The 15,480-nt window shown below is 60.5% G+C and carries 11 protein-coding genes and 1 tRNA gene; 1 reads left to right on the top strand and 11 read right to left on the bottom strand.

The window, feature by feature from the left end:
• Positions 1-265 precede the first annotated feature (265 nt).
• The gene (locus ACT6QG_RS11895) at positions 266-925 is read left to right on the top strand and encodes a GNAT family N-acetyltransferase (RefSeq protein WP_444977775.1); all 660 of its coding nucleotides are present in this window, start codon (positions 266-268) and stop codon (positions 923-925) included.
• Positions 926-1,975: 1,050 nt separating this feature from the next.
• On the opposite strand, the gene rpoC is transcribed toward ACT6QG_RS11895, so the two are convergent.
• From rpoC to ACT6QG_RS11950, 11 genes are all read right to left on the bottom strand, one after another.
• Positions 1,976-6,166: a DNA-directed RNA polymerase subunit beta' gene (gene rpoC / locus ACT6QG_RS11900; protein WP_444977776.1), complete on the bottom strand. Its 4,191-nt coding sequence runs from the start codon at positions 6,164-6,166 to the stop codon at positions 1,976-1,978.
• Positions 6,167-6,265: 99 nt separating this feature from the next.
• The gene (rpoB, locus tag ACT6QG_RS11905; RefSeq protein WP_444977777.1) at positions 6,266-10,342 is read right to left on the bottom strand and encodes a DNA-directed RNA polymerase subunit beta; all 4,077 of its coding nucleotides are present in this window, start codon (positions 10,340-10,342) and stop codon (positions 6,266-6,268) included.
• 240 nt (positions 10,343-10,582) lie between these two features.
• The gene (rplL, locus tag ACT6QG_RS11910; protein ID WP_444977778.1) at positions 10,583-10,960 is read right to left on the bottom strand and encodes a 50S ribosomal protein L7/L12; all 378 of its coding nucleotides are present in this window, start codon (positions 10,958-10,960) and stop codon (positions 10,583-10,585) included.
• 54 nt (positions 10,961-11,014) lie between these two features.
• Positions 11,015-11,533 carry a 50S ribosomal protein L10 gene (gene rplJ / locus ACT6QG_RS11915; protein ID WP_444977779.1) on the bottom strand — a complete coding sequence of 173 codons (519 nt, stop codon included), beginning with the start codon at positions 11,531-11,533 and terminating at the stop codon, positions 11,015-11,017.
• 596 nt (positions 11,534-12,129) lie between these two features.
• Positions 12,130-12,828, bottom strand: coding sequence for a 50S ribosomal protein L1 (rplA, locus tag ACT6QG_RS11920; RefSeq protein ID WP_444977780.1), 699 nt, complete (start codon positions 12,826-12,828; stop codon positions 12,130-12,132).
• Positions 12,829-12,833: 5 nt separating this feature from the next.
• Positions 12,834-13,283: a 50S ribosomal protein L11 gene (rplK, locus tag ACT6QG_RS11925; RefSeq protein WP_444977781.1), complete on the bottom strand. Its 450-nt coding sequence runs from the start codon at positions 13,281-13,283 to the stop codon at positions 12,834-12,836.
• Positions 13,284-13,448: 165 nt separating this feature from the next.
• Positions 13,449-13,979 carry a transcription termination/antitermination protein NusG gene (nusG, locus tag ACT6QG_RS11930; RefSeq protein ID WP_444977782.1) on the bottom strand — a complete coding sequence of 177 codons (531 nt, stop codon included), beginning with the start codon at positions 13,977-13,979 and terminating at the stop codon, positions 13,449-13,451.
• Between the two features lie 7 nt (positions 13,980-13,986).
• Entirely contained in the window at positions 13,987-14,184 is a 198-nt protein-coding gene (gene secE, locus ACT6QG_RS11935) for a preprotein translocase subunit SecE (protein WP_444977783.1), read from the bottom strand.
• Positions 14,185-14,421: 237 nt separating this feature from the next.
• Positions 14,422-14,499 (bottom strand) — tRNA-Trp (locus ACT6QG_RS11940).
• Positions 14,500-14,677: 178 nt separating this feature from the next.
• A complete protein-coding gene (locus tag ACT6QG_RS11945) occupies positions 14,678-15,232 on the bottom strand; it encodes an AAA family ATPase (RefSeq protein ID WP_444977784.1) in 555 nt (184 codons plus the stop codon).
• Between the two features lie 108 nt (positions 15,233-15,340).
• On the bottom strand, positions 15,341-15,480 hold a 140-nt coding region (locus tag ACT6QG_RS11950; RefSeq protein WP_507237415.1), incomplete at its 5' end, for an EF-Tu C-terminal domain-related protein.

The raw sequence follows: 15,480 nt of genomic DNA on the forward strand, positions 1-15,480 counted from the left end.
AAGGCCCGCGGGATGAGGATATGACGGTAATGGGGCAAACATCCGTGCACTGCAGCAGAGGATGGCAACAGGAAGGCGCATTGCCACGCGTGCAGCGCAACAGAATTGCACTTTGTGCATATCAGCATATTATCTACATTTTTCTATGGCTTACGTATTTTCCCCAGGGTTGCAATTTTATGAAGATGCAGATGAGCCTCATATTTTGTCTTGACCTATGCTGCATTGCACCTAAATTCACGATCGGAGGACCGAGGGGGCTTTCATGACGCCAGGTCTGGAGGCCAACATGACCGGAGAGGTCACACCCGGAACGATGCGCAAACTGTGGGCCGGAGAGGCTACTATCTTCCGCGAGCATCTGCTCAGGCTGGATATGGAGAGCCGTCGTTTCAGATTCGGGTCTGCTGTATCCGATGAGTTTATTGAACGCTACACATCGCGGGCTTTCCGCAATGGCGCCATCGTGCAAGGCTATTTCGTGGATGGCGTGCTGCGCGCCGCGGCAGAGCTGTATCCGCTGGGAGATGTGCTGCCCGGTGAGGCGGAAGCCGCATTCAGTGTGGAGCGCGAATACCAGAACCACGGGCTTGGAACCGCGCTTCTGGAACATGTCATCCTTGTCGCGCGCAACCGCGGCATCCGCTCCCTGTGCATGAACTGCCTGCTGCATAATCGCCGCATGCAGCAGATCGCCCGCAAGTTTGACGCCGATCTCACCTTCGATACGGATGAGGTTGTCGCCCAGCTCAAGGCGCCCTTTCCCACCGCCATTTCACTGGCGCGCGAGGCGGCGACAGATCTGCAAGGCATGGCCGGCATGGCCCTTCAGGCGCAGCGTCTGGCAACAGGCCGTCTTTTCGGCCTGCTGATGCAGGTGAACAATGATGCCGCCGCTGAAAGCCGCAAGGTCAGCAATGGCTAAAACTGCGCCCGCGCGCTGATCCCACAGTGTGTCAAGCCACCCGCCCAGAAAGCCTATGCCTTCTGGGCGGGTGGCTTATTTTTTGGACAGGGTAGTCGCACAGGAAGCGCTCTGGCGAGAGTGACACCCAAATGGCCGATGTGATGCACCGCCACGAATTGGCGGACGAGGAATAAGCGAACATCGCCCCGCTGTTGCCAAACAAGCCGCGCGGGAACGCGCGGGTCGAGCACCGGCGTGTGATCAACGGCATTGTCTGACGGCTGCGTTCCGGAGCTCTGCGGTCCGCGCACCCCCCTCAACACCTGTTTCGTTCGCCAGCGGGCGAATGGGGGTCTGGGACAAGCTGTTGACAGCAGTCTCAGCCGCCTGTGACGGCAATCGCGTGATGATGGACAGCTTCTGCATTCGCGTTCACCAGCTTGGCGCTCCCCATTAAAAGGGGCGAGGACCATCGTTCCATGAGATGCTCCCGGTGTGGCTCACCACCAGGATCCATGCTCTGGTCGATGCTGAAAGCCGGCTGATCCATCTTCTGGTCAGGTGGGCGATGCACCAGCCGAATGAGAGTTTCCGGCCCGGCTCGCGCCGGGCGGCATCCTGCTCACGACAAGGCTTATGAGCACCAATGCCATCCACACCGAGATGGTCAGGCGCGGTGACTCTGCCAATGTGCCGCCGCGCCAATCCGCAAGCGCACCTTTGCCTTCAGTCCGTGGCTCTTTCGACCAGGAAGCCTCGTCGAGCGCTTTTTCAACAGGATCAAACTGATCGGGGCCTTGCCCCCGCTACGACCAGCGACCGGACAGCTCCCTCGCAGCACTCAAGCGCGCTGCCATCCAAATTCGGAAAACGTCTTAGGAGTCCGCCGCCGAGGTTGTGAATGGTCCGGAGCCATTCCCCTACTGGCTCAGGCATTGCCCCGTCGCCCGACCCCGCGCCCATATCCGCGCCAAAACTCAAGCCCCCCAAGTCTGCCCCGGCAAAGCCCGCCATCACCATGCTCTGCATAAAGAAAAAGGCCGGTGGGTCACCCCACCGGCCTTTTTGTCATTCTGCCGGATCGGCAGCAGGTCCCTCGATACGCGGAACCTGAACCTCAGTGCGCTCATCCCGCGTGGCGACGATCAGATCATCGCGGGAGTTGGCCACAGCCCGCAGCTTGTTCATCTGCGCACCGGTACCCGCAGGGATCAGGCGACCAACGATCACGTTCTCCTTCAGACCTTCCAGCGGGTCCACCTTGCCATTCACGGCAGCCTCGGTGAGCACGCGGGTCGTCTCCTGGAAGGAGGCGGCGGAGAAGAAGGAGCGGGTCTGCAAGCTGGCCTTGGTGATGCCGAGCAGAACCGGATGACCGGTCGCCGGCTTCTTGCCCTCTTCCAGAGCCTTCTCATTCGCCTCGATGAACTCGAGACGGTCAACCTGCTCGTTATCCAGGAAGTCGGTCTCACCCGAATCCTCGATCTCGACCTTCTGCAGCATGTTCCGGACGATCACCTCAATGTGCTTGTCATTGATGTGCACGCCCTGGAGCCGGTAGACTTCCTGGATTTCATTGACAAGGAAGGCTGCGAGCTCTTCCACGCCCTTGATGGCCAGAATGTCATGCGGCGCGGGATTGCCGTCGACGATGAAATCGCCCTTCTCGATCAGGTCGCCATCCTGCAGATGGATGTGCTTGCCCTTCGGGATCAGATACTCGACGGTATCGCCCCCATCCGTCGGCTCGATCGAGACCCGACGCTTGTTCTTGTAGTCGCGCCCGAAATGGATCGTGCCGGTGACTTCGGCGATGATCGCCGCATCCTTCGGACGACGTGCCTCGAACAGCTCGGCAACACGCGGCAGACCACCGGTGATGTCTCGCGTCTTGGCACCTTCCATCGGCACACGCGCCACGGCATCACCCGCCTTCACGCGCCCGCTGGGATCCACGGAAATGATCGCTTCCACCGGGAGGGCATAGCGCGCGTCACCGCCACGGGGCAGCTTCACGACCTTGCCGTCACCATCCTTGATGAGGATGGCAGGACGCAGCTCCGGCCCGCGACCGCTGCGCGGATCGGTCACCACACGCTTGGCGATACCGGTGGACTCGTCAACGGTTTCGTTCATCGAGGCCCCTTCGACAAGGTCCTCGAACGCAATGATACCATCCACTTCCGTCAGAATGGGACGGGTATAGGGATCCCACTCGGCAATACGCTGGCCGCGCTTGATGGTATCGCCTTCATCGACCTTCAGACGCGCACCATACTGCACGCGGTTCACCGCGCGCTCGGTGCCGTCATGGTCCACAATAATGACAGCCACATTGCGCCCCATGACGATGAGGTCGCCATCGGAGTTGCGGGCCACATTGCGGTTGCGGATGCGCACCGAGCCTTCGAAGTTCGACTCCACGAAGGACGAATCCGCCAGCGTCGCCGCACCACCAATATGGAAGGTGCGCATGGTGAGCTGCGTACCCGGCTCACCAATGGACTGGGCCGCGATGACACCCACGGCCTCACCCATGTTCACCGGCGTGCCGCGCGCAAGGTCACGGCCATAGCAGGTGGCGCACACGCCATTGCGTGTTTCACAGGTCAGCACCGAACGGATCTTGATCTCCTGGATCGGGGACTTGCTGATGAGCTCCACATCCGGCTCTTCAATCATCCGGCCCTTGGGCACGATGACTTCGCCAGTGGCGGGGTTCACCACATCCTCGACCGCAGTACGGCCCAGCACGCGCGAGGCCAGCGAGGCCACGATCTGGCCCGCATCGACGATGGCACGCATGTGGATGCCATTCTCCGAACCGCAATCGCGCTCGGTGATGATGGAATCCTGCGCCACGTCCACGAGACGACGGGTGAGATAACCCGAGTTCGCGGTCTTCAGCGCTGTATCGGCAAGGCCCTTACGCGCACCGTGGGTGGAGTTGAAGTACTCCATCACGGTCAAGCCTTCCTTGAAGTTCGAGATGATCGGGCTCTCGATGATCTCGCCGGAAGGCTTCGCCATAAGGCCGCGCATGCCGGCCAGCTGCTTCATCTGCGCGGGCGAACCACGGGCGCCGGAGTGGGACATCATGTAGATCGAATTGATCTGCTTGTCCCGCCCCGTTTCCGGGTCCTTCTTCACCGAGGAGATTTCTTTCATCATCTCTTCGGCGATGCGATCGGTGCACTTGCCCCACGCATCAACGACCTTGTTGTACTTCTCACCCTGGGTGATCAGGCCGTCATTGTACTGCTGCTCATATTCCTTGGTGAGCGCGCGGGTTTCCTCCACCAGATCCCACTTCTTGGCCGGCACCACCATGTCGTCCTTGCCGAACGAAATGCCGGCGCGGAACGCATTGAAGAAGCCAAGAGACATGATCTTGTCGCAGAAGATCACACTCTCCTTCTGCCCGCAGTGACGGTACACCGCGTCGATCATGTTGGAGATTTCCTTCTTCGTCATCAGCTTGTTGACGACATCGAAGGACAGCTTGGGATGCTTGGGCAGCAGCTCGCCAATCTTCATGCGACCGGGAGTGGTCTCATAAATCCTGGAATATTCATTGCCATCAGCGTCAAGGCCAATGTACCGGCCCTTGATCTTGGTGTGCAGGGTGATCGCCTTGGCATGCAGGGCAAGATCGATCTCTGCCATGGAAGCGAAGGCCATGCCCTCGCCCGGCTCATTCTCCCGCATGATGGAGAGATAATAGAGCCCAAGCACGATATCCTGAGACGGCACGATGATCGGCGCACCGTTGGCCGGATGCAGCACGTTGTTCGTGGACATCATCAGCACACGCGCTTCCAGCTGTGCCTCAAGGCTCAGCGGAACGTGCACGGCCATCTGGTCGCCGTCAAAGTCGGCGTTGAAGGCGGAACAGACCAGCGGATGAAGCTGGATAGCCTTGCCCTCGATCAGCACCGGCTCGAACGCCTGAATGCCAAGTCGGTGAAGCGTCGGCGCACGGTTCAGCATCACCGGATGCTCGCGGATCACCTCGTCGAGAATGTCCCAAACCTCGGGACGCTCCTTCTCGACCAGCTTCTTCGCCTGCTTCACGGTGGCGGAATGGCCCTTCGCGTCGAGACGCGAATAGATGAAGGGCTTGAACAGCTCCAGCGCCATCTTCTTGGGCAGGCCGCACTGATGGAGCTTGAGCTCCGGACCCACCACGATGACCGAACGCCCGGAATAGTCCACGCGCTTGCCGAGCAGGTTCTGACGGAACCGGCCCTGCTTGCCCTTCAGCATGTCGGCGAGCGACTTCAGCGGACGCTTGTTGGCACCCGTGATGACGCGGCCACGACGGCCATTGTCGAACAGCGCATCCACAGACTCCTGCAGCATGCGCTTCTCGTTGCGGATGATGATATCCGGCGCACGCAGTTCGATCAGGCGCTTGAGGCGGTTGTTGCGGTTGATGACGCGACGGTACAGGTCATTCAGGTCAGAGGTGGCGAAACGGCCACCATCCAGCGGCACCAGCGGGCGCAGATCCGGCGGGATGACCGGAACATGGGTCAGGATCATCCATTCCGGCCTGTTGCCGGAAAGCTGGAATGCCTCGACGATCTTGAGGCGCTTGGCCAGCTTCTTCGGCTTCAGCTCGGTGGTCGCCTCGGCAATCTCCTGACGCAGGTCAGCCGCGATCTTCTCCAGATCCATGGTCTGAAGCAGTTCACGAATGGCTTCCGCGCCGATCATGGCCGTGAAGTTGGTTTCGCCGAACTCGTCCTGCGCGCGCAGATACTCTTCTTCGGAAAGAAGCTGGCGATATTTCAGCGGCGTGGTGCCGGGCTCCGTCACCACGAAATATTCGAAATAGAGGATCCGCTCCAGATCCTTGAGCGTCATGTCAAGCAGCAGGCCAATACGGCTCGGCAGTGACTTCAGGAACCAGATATGAGCGACGGGCGCGGCCAGCTCGATATGGCCCATGCGCTCACGGCGCACGCGCGAGAGGGTGACCTCGACGCCGCACTTTTCGCAGATAATGCCCTTGTACTTCATGCGCTTGTACTTGCCGCACAAGCACTCATAGTCCTTGATGGGGCCAAAGATACGCGCGCAGAACAGGCCGTCCCGTTCCGGCTTGAAGGTACGGTAGTTGATCGTCTCCGGCTTCTTGATCTCGCCGTAAGACCAGGACTTGATCTTTTCGGGGCTGGCGATCGTGATGCGGATCTGATTGAAATTCGGGGCCGGAACCGTCGGGTTGAAGACGTTCTGGACTTCCTGATTCATCTGGTGCTCCCAAACAAGGTGGGCGGCTTAATCGCTGCGCCGCTCCGGCCGGGGTGCCGGAGCGGAAGGCCGCTTTCGCGGCAAATATCTGGTACGAACCTAGCCGTTCTCGAGGTCGACATTGAGGCCGAGCGAACGCATTTCCTTCACAAGAACGTTGAAGCTCTCGGGAATGCCGCTCTCGAACGTGTCTTCGCCACGCACAATCGCCTCATAGACCTTGGTACGGCCGGCCACGTCGTCCGACTTCACTGTGAGCATTTCCTGAAGCGTATAGGCTGCGCCATAAGCCTCAAGCGCCCACACTTCCATTTCACCGAAGCGCTGGCCACCGAACTGCGCCTTGCCGCCCAGCGGCTGCTGGGTCACGAGCGAGTACGGGCCAATCGAGCGGGCGTGGATCTTGTCGTCCACAAGGTGATGCAGCTTCAGCATGTAGATGTAGCCGACAGTCACCTTACGGTCGAAGGGTTCACCCGTACGCCCGTCATAGAGGGTGGACTGCGCGGAACGATCAAGACCCGCCAGCTCAAGCTGGGTCTCGATGTCATCCTCATGCGCGCCATCGAAGACCGGCGTGGCCATCGGCACACCCCTGCGGACATTCTCGGCAAGCTCCGGCAGGTTGTCGTCAGGCAGCGGCCCGATTTCTTCCACGCCGTAAATGGTCTCCAGACGCTCGCGCAGAGGCTTGATGTCCTGCGTTGCGTAATAGGAGTCCACGGCAGCCGCGACCTGCTTGCCAAGGCCCGCACAGGCCCAGCCCAGATGGGTCTCGAGAATCTGGCCGACATTCATGCGGCTCGGCACACCCAGCGGGTTGAGCACGATGTCCACATTGGTGCCATCCTCAAGGAACGGCATGTCTTCCACCGGCACGATACGAGAGACAACGCCCTTGTTCCCATGACGGCCGGCCATCTTGTCGCCCGGCTGGATCTTGCGCTTCACGGCGACGAAGACCTTGACCATCTTCATCACGCCCGGAGGCAGCTCATCACCGCGCTGCAGCTTCTCGACCTTGTCCAGGAAGCGCTGCTCAAGACGCTTCTTGGACTCGTCATACTGCGCCCGCATGGCTTCCAGCTCGCCCATGACGGCATCGTCCGCCACGGCGAACAGCCACCACTGCGAACGCGGATAACCGTCCAGCACCTCACGGGTGACGTCGCTATCCTTCTTGAAGCCCTTCGGACCGGCAATCGCGATCTTGCCGATCAGCGTCTCGGCCAGACGGCCATAGACGTTACGGTCAAGAATGGCCTGCTCGTCATCACGGTCCTTGGCGAGACGCTCGATCTCCTCACGCTCGATCGCCAGGGCGCGCTCGTCCTTGTCCACACCGTGACGGTTGAACACGCGCACTTCAACAATCGTGCCCTTGGTGCCGGGCGGCAGCCGCAGGGAGGTATCGCGAACGTCAGCAGCCTTTTCACCGAAGATCGCGCGCAGCAGCTTTTCTTCCGGCGTCATCGGGCTTTCGCCCTTGGGCGTGATCTTGCCCACCAGAATGTCGCCGGCGTTCACCTCGGCACCGATATAGACGATGCCGGCCTCATCGAGATTCTTCAGCGCCTCTTCAGAGACGTTTGGAATATCGCGGGTGATTTCCTCCGGGCCCAGCTTGGTATCGCGGGCCATGCACTCGAACTCTTCCAGATGGATAGAGGTGAACACGTCATCCTTGACGATGTTCTCCGAGAGCAGGATGGAGTCCTCGTAGTTGTAGCCGTTCCAGGGCATGAACGCGACGAGCACGTTCCGGCCCAGCGCCAGATCGCCCAGATCCGTGGAGGGGCCATCAGCGATGATGTCACCCTTCCGCACCTGTTCGCCCACGCGCACCAGAGGGCGCTGGTTGATGCAGGTGGACTGGTTGGAGCGCTGGAACTTCATCAGCCGGTAGATATCGACGCCCGACTTGGACGGATCGGTCTCTTCCGTTGCCCGGATCACGATACGGGTGGCATCCACCTGATCGACCACACCGGTACGGCGGGCCGCGATAGCCGCGCCGGAGTCCCGCGCCACAACCGCTTCCATGCCAGTGCCGACCAGCGGCGCATCCGAGCGCACCAGCGGTACAGCCTGACGCTGCATGTTCGAGCCCATGAGCGCGCGGTTGGCGTCGTCGTTCTCAAGGAACGGAATGAGCGCCGCCGCCACCGAAACAAGCTGCTTCGGCGACACGTCCATGAAATCCACGCGATCGGGGCTGACCAGCATGACGTCACCGGCGTGACGGCACATCACCAGGTCTTCCTCGAAGCGGCCTTCGGCGTCGAGCGGCACATTGGCCTGCGCGACATAGTATTTCCCCTCCTCCATGGCGGAGAGATAGACCACTTCGTCAGTGACCTTCGTATCCACCACACGGCGATAGGGGGCCTCGATGAAGCCATACTTGTTCACGCGGGCAAAGGTCGCCAGCGAGTTGATCAGGCCGATATTCGGGCCTTCCGGCGTCTCGATCGGGCAGATACGGCCATAGTGGGTCGGGTGCACGTCGCGCACCTCGAAGCCCGCACGCTCACGCGTCAGACCGCCCGGACCAAGTGCCGAGAGACGACGCTTGTGGGTGATCTCGGAGAGCGGGTTGGTCTGGTCCATGAACTGCGAGAGCTGGGAAGAACCGAAGAACTCACGCACCGCAGCCGCCACCGGCTTGGCGTTGATGAGATCCTGCGGCATCACCGTATCGACATCGACAGACGACATGCGCTCCTTGATGGCGCGCTCCATGCGCAGCAGGCCGACGCGATACTGGTTCTCCATCAGCTCGCCGACAGAACGCACACGACGGTTGCCAAGGTGATCGATGTCGTCGATCTCGCCCTTGCCGTCACGCAGTTCCACAAGCGTGCGGATGACCGCCAGAATATCATCCCGACGCAGCACGCGCACGGTATCCGGGCAGTCCAGATCCAGACGCATGTTCATCTTCACGCGACCAACCGCGGAAAGATCGTACCGCTCCGGATCGAAGAACAGCGAGTGGAACATCGCCTGCGCGGAATCAATGGTCGGCGGCTCGCCGGGGCGCATCACGCGATAGATGTCGAACAGCGCTTCCTCACGGGTCGTGTTCTTGTCTGCCGCCAGTGTGTTGCGGATATAGGCGCCGGTGTTCACATGGTCGATGTCGAGGATCGGCACGTCATTATAGCCGGCCTCCTCAAGCATCTTGAGGGTCTTCTCGGTGATTTCCTCGCCAGCCTCGGCATGGATCTCACCGGTCTGAACATCCACGAGATCTTCAGCGATATACTGCCCGATCATCTCCTCATCGGAGATCTTCAGTGCCTTCAGGCCCTTCTCGACCAGCTGGCGGGCGGCACGCACGGTCAGCTTCTTGCCGGCCTCCAGCACCACCTCACCGGTGTCCGCATCGACCAGATCGACGACAGCCTTGAAGCCCTTCATCCGCTTGGGATCGAACGGCACGCGCCAGCCATCCTTGGCCCGCTCGAACTGGATGGTTTCGTAGAAGGTGCCGAGAATCTCCTCCGCATCCAGACCCAGCGCATAGAGCAGGCTGGTCACCGGAATCTTGCGACGGCGGTCGATACGCGCAAACACGATGTCCTTGGCATCGAACTCGATGTCGAGCCAGGACCCGCGATAGGGAATGATGCGGGCGGCGAACAGCAGCTTGCCCGAGGAGTGGGTCTTGCCCTTGTCATGGTCGAAGAACACACCCGGCGAACGGTGCATCTGCGAGACGATGACGCGCTCCGTGCCATTCACGATGAAGGTGCCATTCATCGTCATGAGCGGAATGTCGCCGGTATAGACGTCCTGCTCCTTGATGTCCTTGACGGACTTCGCGCCGGTATCGGGATCGATATCGAACACGATCAGGCGCAGCGTCACCTTCAGCGGCGCGGCAAAGGTCATGCCACGCTGGCGGCACTCATCGACATCATATTTGGGAGGCTCAAACTCGTAGCGCACGAATTCCAGCATGGAGGCACCGGCAAAGTCGGAAATGGGAAATACCGACTTGAACACCGCCTGCAGACCGTCGTCGTCGCGCCCGCCCTTCGGCTCTTCAATCTGAAGAAACTGATCATAAGACGCCTTCTGAACCTCGATGAGGTTCGGCATCTCAGCCACTTCCTTGATCTTTCCGAAGAACTTGCGGATCCGCTTACGACCGGTGAACGTTTGCGCCATCTCGATCCTCGTCCGTACAGGGCCCTCGCGTCGACACCCATCCGGGTTGGCCTTGCCGACACTGGAACCGTTCGCCGTCACACCGAAGAGATCCCCGCCCGGGACCACCCCTTACCAACACCATGACGGCTCTCCTGACAGCCTGCCTGCAGACTGTCGGGGGAACCGCCCAGCTCACCGGAGCCCAGGCCCCATGCGAGAAAGCGCCCCGGGGTGACCCGGGGCGCCATTTTCAAAAACTCACTTGAGCTCGACCTTGGCGCCAGCCTTCTCGAGCTGAGCCTTGAGCTTCTCGGCCTCGTCCTTGTCGACGCCTTCCTTGACAGGCTTCGGCGCGCCTTCGACGAGATCCTTGGCTTCCTTGAGGCCCAGGCCGGTGATGGCGCGGACTTCCTTGATGACCTCGATCTTCTTGTCGCCGGCAGAGGCCAGAACGACAGTGAACTCGGTCTGCTCTTCAACAGCAGCGGCAGCAGCGCCAGCGCCCGGAGCAGCAGCAACCGCAACGGCGGCAGCGGCGGAAACGCCCCACTTCTCTTCGAGCAGCTTGGCCAGTTCGGCAGCTTCGAGGACGGTGAGAGCGGACAGATCGTCAACGATCTTGTTCAGATCAGCCATTGTTCTTCTTCCTGGAGATAGGTTCGAAATAAAAATATGCGTGAAGCAACCGCCTCACGCGGCCTCGTCCTTCTTGGCATACGCCCCGAACACGCGGGCGAGCTTCGCCGCGGGTGCCGTGGAGAGCTGCGCGATCTTGGTTGCCGGAGCCTGAACCAGGCCGACAATCTTCGCACGCAGTTCGTCCAGGGACGGCATGGTGGCCATAGCCTTCACACCATCCACATTCAGGGACGTGGTGCCCATCGCGCCGCCAAGGATGACAAACTTGTCATTCGTCTTGGCAAACTCGACAGCCACCTTCGGCGCCGCCACAGGATCGTCAGAATAGGCGATCAGCGTGGGCCCCTTGAACAGGGGCTCCATGTGGGCAACGTCGGAGCCTTCCAGAGCGATCTTGACGAGGCGGTTCTTTGCCACCTTCACGGACGCACCGCTGGCCTTCATCTGCCGACGCAGGTCGGACATCTGGGCCACGGTGAGACCGGAGTAGTGGGCGACCACGACGATGGATGTGGTCTTGAACACATCCGTCAGCGTCGTGACGAGCTCTTGCTTTTGCGCTCGATCCACGTCTGGCTCTCTTAAGCCTGCGGCAGAACCTGAGTTCCACCTGTTGCGCCTTGTCGCCCGACAAAGCCGGATCCGCCTTATGACGGCATGCCAGCCGCGCCGCGCGACGCTCACATGCCCTGTCCCCTCGGATCCTGACCACGGAACACATCCGGGACGGAACACAAGGCGCTGGTTCGAACCGATCTCAAACAGATGTGAAGATCACTCTCCACATTGAATCCGGTCTTCCCCGTCTATGCCGGCTCTCCACCATCCGCCACAAAGGGCGAAACAATGAGAATTAAGTCTTGCACGGGCAAGACACCTGCAGTCTCGGACAGGACGGCCGCCCGTCACACCACCAGAAGGCAGCAGAGACAGACGACAAGGCCGGGGAGGCTAACCTTCCCGACCCCTCTTACCCGTTAAGGGTAAAAGCCATGATTCCCTAAAAAGTGCTAAACACTTCCATGGGAACGGGTTCATATATAGACATTGAAGAGGCTTGTCACGCCCCCCAACGCATTTTTTATGCCATTCAAACGATTTGCGGATCGCAACCGGAATTGCGACCCGCAAATTCTATTCCTGCCGCGCAGAAGCGGAGGCAAAACTCAGGCGGTCAGAACCGTGGACGGCTCAACCTTCAGGCCCGGGCCCATGGTGGACGAAATCGCCACGCGCTGGACATAGGTACCCTTGGCGCCAGCCGGCTTGGCCTTCACGACAGCATCCGCGAACGCACGGATGTTCTCAGCCAGCTTCTCGGCATCGAAAGAGGCCTTGCCGATACCGGCATGGATGATACCCGCCTTCTCGACACGGAACTCGACCGCGCCACCCTTGGCGGCTTCAACAGCGCCCTTCACGTCCATGGTCACGGTGCCAACCTTGGGGTTGGGCATCAGGCCACGCGGACCGAGCACCTTGCCGAGACGGCCGACGAGCGGCATCAGGTCCGGGGTCGCGATGCAGCGATCGAAATCGATCGTGCCGCCCTGGATGGTCTCCAGCAGGTCTTCAGCGCCAACGATATCGGCACCGGCGGCCTTGGCCTCATCAGCCTTGGCGCCACGGGCAAACACCGCCACGCGAACCGTACGGCCGGAGCCGTTCGGCAGCAGGCACACGCCGCGGACCATCTGGTCGGCATGGCGCGGGTCAACACCGAGATTGATCGCCAGCTCGACAGTCTCGTCGAACTTCGCAGTGGTCCGCTCCTTGAGCAGCTTCAGAGCCTCATCAAGGCTGTAGAGCTGGTCGCGGTCAATGCCTTCGCGCGCGGCGCGGATACGCTTTCCGTGCTTAGCCATTGCGCTCACCCCTGAACCTCGATGCCCATGGACTGGGCGGAACCTTCGATCATCTGAATCGCGGCCTCAATGGTGTCGCAGTTCAGATCGCTCATCTTCTTCTCGGCAATCTCGACCATCTGGGCGCGAGAGATCTTGCCGACAGAGCCGCCCTTGCCCGGGGTCTTGGAACCCGTGCCCGGCTTCTTCTTGGTGTCGAGGCCAGCAGCCTTCTTGATGAAATAGGAGACCGGAGGGGTCTTCATCACGAAGGTGAAAGAACGATCCTGATACGCGGTGATCACCACCGGAATCGGCATGCCCTTTTCCATCTGGGCGGTCTGCGCGTTGAACGCCTTGCAGAATTCCATGATGTTCAGGCCACGCTGACCAAGCGCGGGACCAATCGGCGGGGCCGGATTGGCGCTGCCAGCAGGCACCTGCAGCTTGACATAACCTGCAATTTTCTTCGCCATAAGAACAACTCCCCAAATAAGCCACCCGCACCTTCAAGGGCGGTCATAGCGTGGCTGGGAACGTGGTGCGGTACTCGAAGGCGCTTGGCGAGACGCCCCCTTCCCTCCCACGCGACAAAGGGACAGCATATGCCATCCCACCACTCCTTACGGAGCGGGAACGGGTCAGACCTTGTCGACCTGACCGAACTCAAGCTCGACCGGCGTTGCACGGCCGAAGATGGACACCGCCACCTTCAGGCGCGAACGGGTATCATCCACCTCTTCAACGATGCCGTTGAAGGAAGCAAACGGGCCATCGGAAACCTTGACCGTCTCGCCCACCTCGAAGGAAACGGAGGGCTTCGGCCGCTCGATACCTTCCTGCACCTGATGCAGGATGCGCATCGCCTCGGATTCCGGAATCGGCATGGGCTTGTTGTCAGCCCCCAGGAACCCGGTCACCTTCGGTGTATTCTTGATGAGGTGAAACGCCTCATCGGTCAGGTCCATCTTCACCAGAACATAGCCGGGGAAAAATTTGCGCTCGGTGTCGACCTTGCGACCCCGACGCACTTCCACAACCTTCTCGGTGGGGACCAGAATCTGCTCGAACAGATCTTCCAGACCACGCTGCTCGGCCTGCTCGCGAATCGAGTCGGCAACCTTCTTCTCGAAGTTCGAATATGCGTGAACGATATACCAGCGCTTCGCCATAACCGCCTCACTGACCGAGGGTGAGGAGAGTGGAGACGCCAAACCGGATGATCTGGTCGACGATGAGGAAGAAGATAGCCGCGAGGATCACCATCACGAAGACCATAGCCGTGGTGATCAGCGTCTCGCGACGGCTGGGCCATGTGACCTTTGCCGTTTCCGCGCGGACCTGCTGAAAAAACGCGACGGGACCGTTCTTCGCCATTTGCACCACAGCAACCCCTTGGGATCTCTCCCGGTGGCTACCACCTCTCATTATGGAACAGCCCACAGCCATGGCACATGAGCTGAAACCCGAAAATTCCGCCTGCCCCGATAGCCCAGACTGAACTGGCGCGGCATGCTCAAACGAGATGAAACGTATCACAGACAGTTGTCGGCGTCGTTCCGCTCGAACTCTCGCCGCACTAGGGCCAGGGCGGACAAAGCCTGTTCCTGCCGCTGGCAGGAGTGGAGGGACTCGAACCCCCAACCCCCGGTTTTGGAGACCGGTGCTCTAACCAAATTGAGCTACACTCCTAAAGTCGGCTCCCTGAATACGGCCGCGACAACATTGTGTTATCCTGCCCGCAACTCCAAGGGTAGACTTCGCCGCGCCGGGAAGCCCCAACGCATCGGCTGGCTGTGTGTAGTGGCATGTGAGGGATCTGTAAAGGGCTGACTGTGAACTTCCCCATGAATGGCGTCACAGGTGCACATCAATTACGCGCCAGCTCCTCAAGCACAAAGGCCGCGCGATCCTCAACCGGACATTTGGGCAGCGTCACCAGATTGTATCCGCACGCCTCATATGTCTTGCACATCATGTCACAGGTGCGCCGTGCCTCGTCCCAGTCCTGCTTGCGCTCGGAATCGCTCCTGTAGATCTCCGGCCATGGCGGGGCCACAAAAACGGTGGGACTGTAGCGATACAGGTCACAGGCCCGGCGCAGATGGGCCGGCGCCTCAAGCCCGCACAGCGCCAGATAGCCCAGCACATCGGGAACCCCGCGATCGAAAAAGACCAGCCCGCTCCCCCTGATCTGGTGCGCCTCATGGGAGCGGATGTCCCACATCAGCATGAGCTCGGCGAAGAGTTGCCGGTCGCGCCAGGGCAATGCAGGGCCATCCATGGCCATATGGGCGCGAATGATGGCCCGCCCGCCCTCCGGCGCATGCGCATACCCCATGCGGGACAGGTGAGCCACGAGGCTGCTTTTGCCTGAGCCGGGCCCTCCGGTAATCACCACGAAACGAGATCCGTCAGGCTGCATCTGCTTCTCCACAAGGAACATCCCGAATCATACCCATTGCCGAAATGAAAACGGGCGCCCGAAGGCGCCCGCTCAAACATGCCCTGCGGCACATCAATGGAGTGGTGATCACTCGATGATGGCGGCGACGACGCCGGCGCCAACGGTACGGCCACCCTCACGGATAGCGAAGCGCAGCTTCTCTTCCATGGCGATCGGCACGATCAGCGCAACATCCATCGACACGTTATCGCCGGGCATCACCATTT

The organism is Haloleucobacter ellipsoideus, assembly GCF_052491725.1.

Excerpts from the sequence above, each read along its gene's own strand:
- rplL (WP_444977778.1), bottom strand. The coding sequence starts at position 10,960 with ATGGCTGATCTGAACAAGATCGTTGACGATCTGTCCGCTCTCACCGTC.
- rpoB (WP_444977777.1), bottom strand. The coding sequence starts at position 10,342 with ATGGCGCAAACGTTCACCGGTCGTAAGCGGATCCGCAAGTTCTTCGGA.
- nusG (WP_444977782.1), bottom strand. The coding sequence starts at position 13,979 with ATGGCGAAGCGCTGGTATATCGTTCACGCATATTCGAACTTCGAGAAG.
- secE (WP_444977783.1), bottom strand. The coding sequence starts at position 14,184 with ATGGCGAAGAACGGTCCCGTCGCGTTTTTTCAGCAGGTCCGCGCGGAA.
- ACT6QG_RS11945 (WP_444977784.1), bottom strand. The coding sequence starts at position 15,232 with ATGCAGCCTGACGGATCTCGTTTCGTGGTGATTACCGGAGGGCCCGGC.
- rplK (WP_444977781.1), bottom strand. The coding sequence starts at position 13,283 with ATGGCGAAGAAAATTGCAGGTTATGTCAAGCTGCAGGTGCCTGCTGGC.
- rplA (WP_444977780.1), bottom strand. The coding sequence starts at position 12,828 with ATGGCTAAGCACGGAAAGCGTATCCGCGCCGCGCGCGAAGGCATTGAC.
- rpoC (WP_444977776.1), bottom strand. The coding sequence starts at position 6,166 with ATGAATCAGGAAGTCCAGAACGTCTTCAACCCGACGGTTCCGGCCCCG.
- ACT6QG_RS11895 (WP_444977775.1), top strand. The coding sequence starts at position 266 with ATGACGCCAGGTCTGGAGGCCAACATGACCGGAGAGGTCACACCCGGA.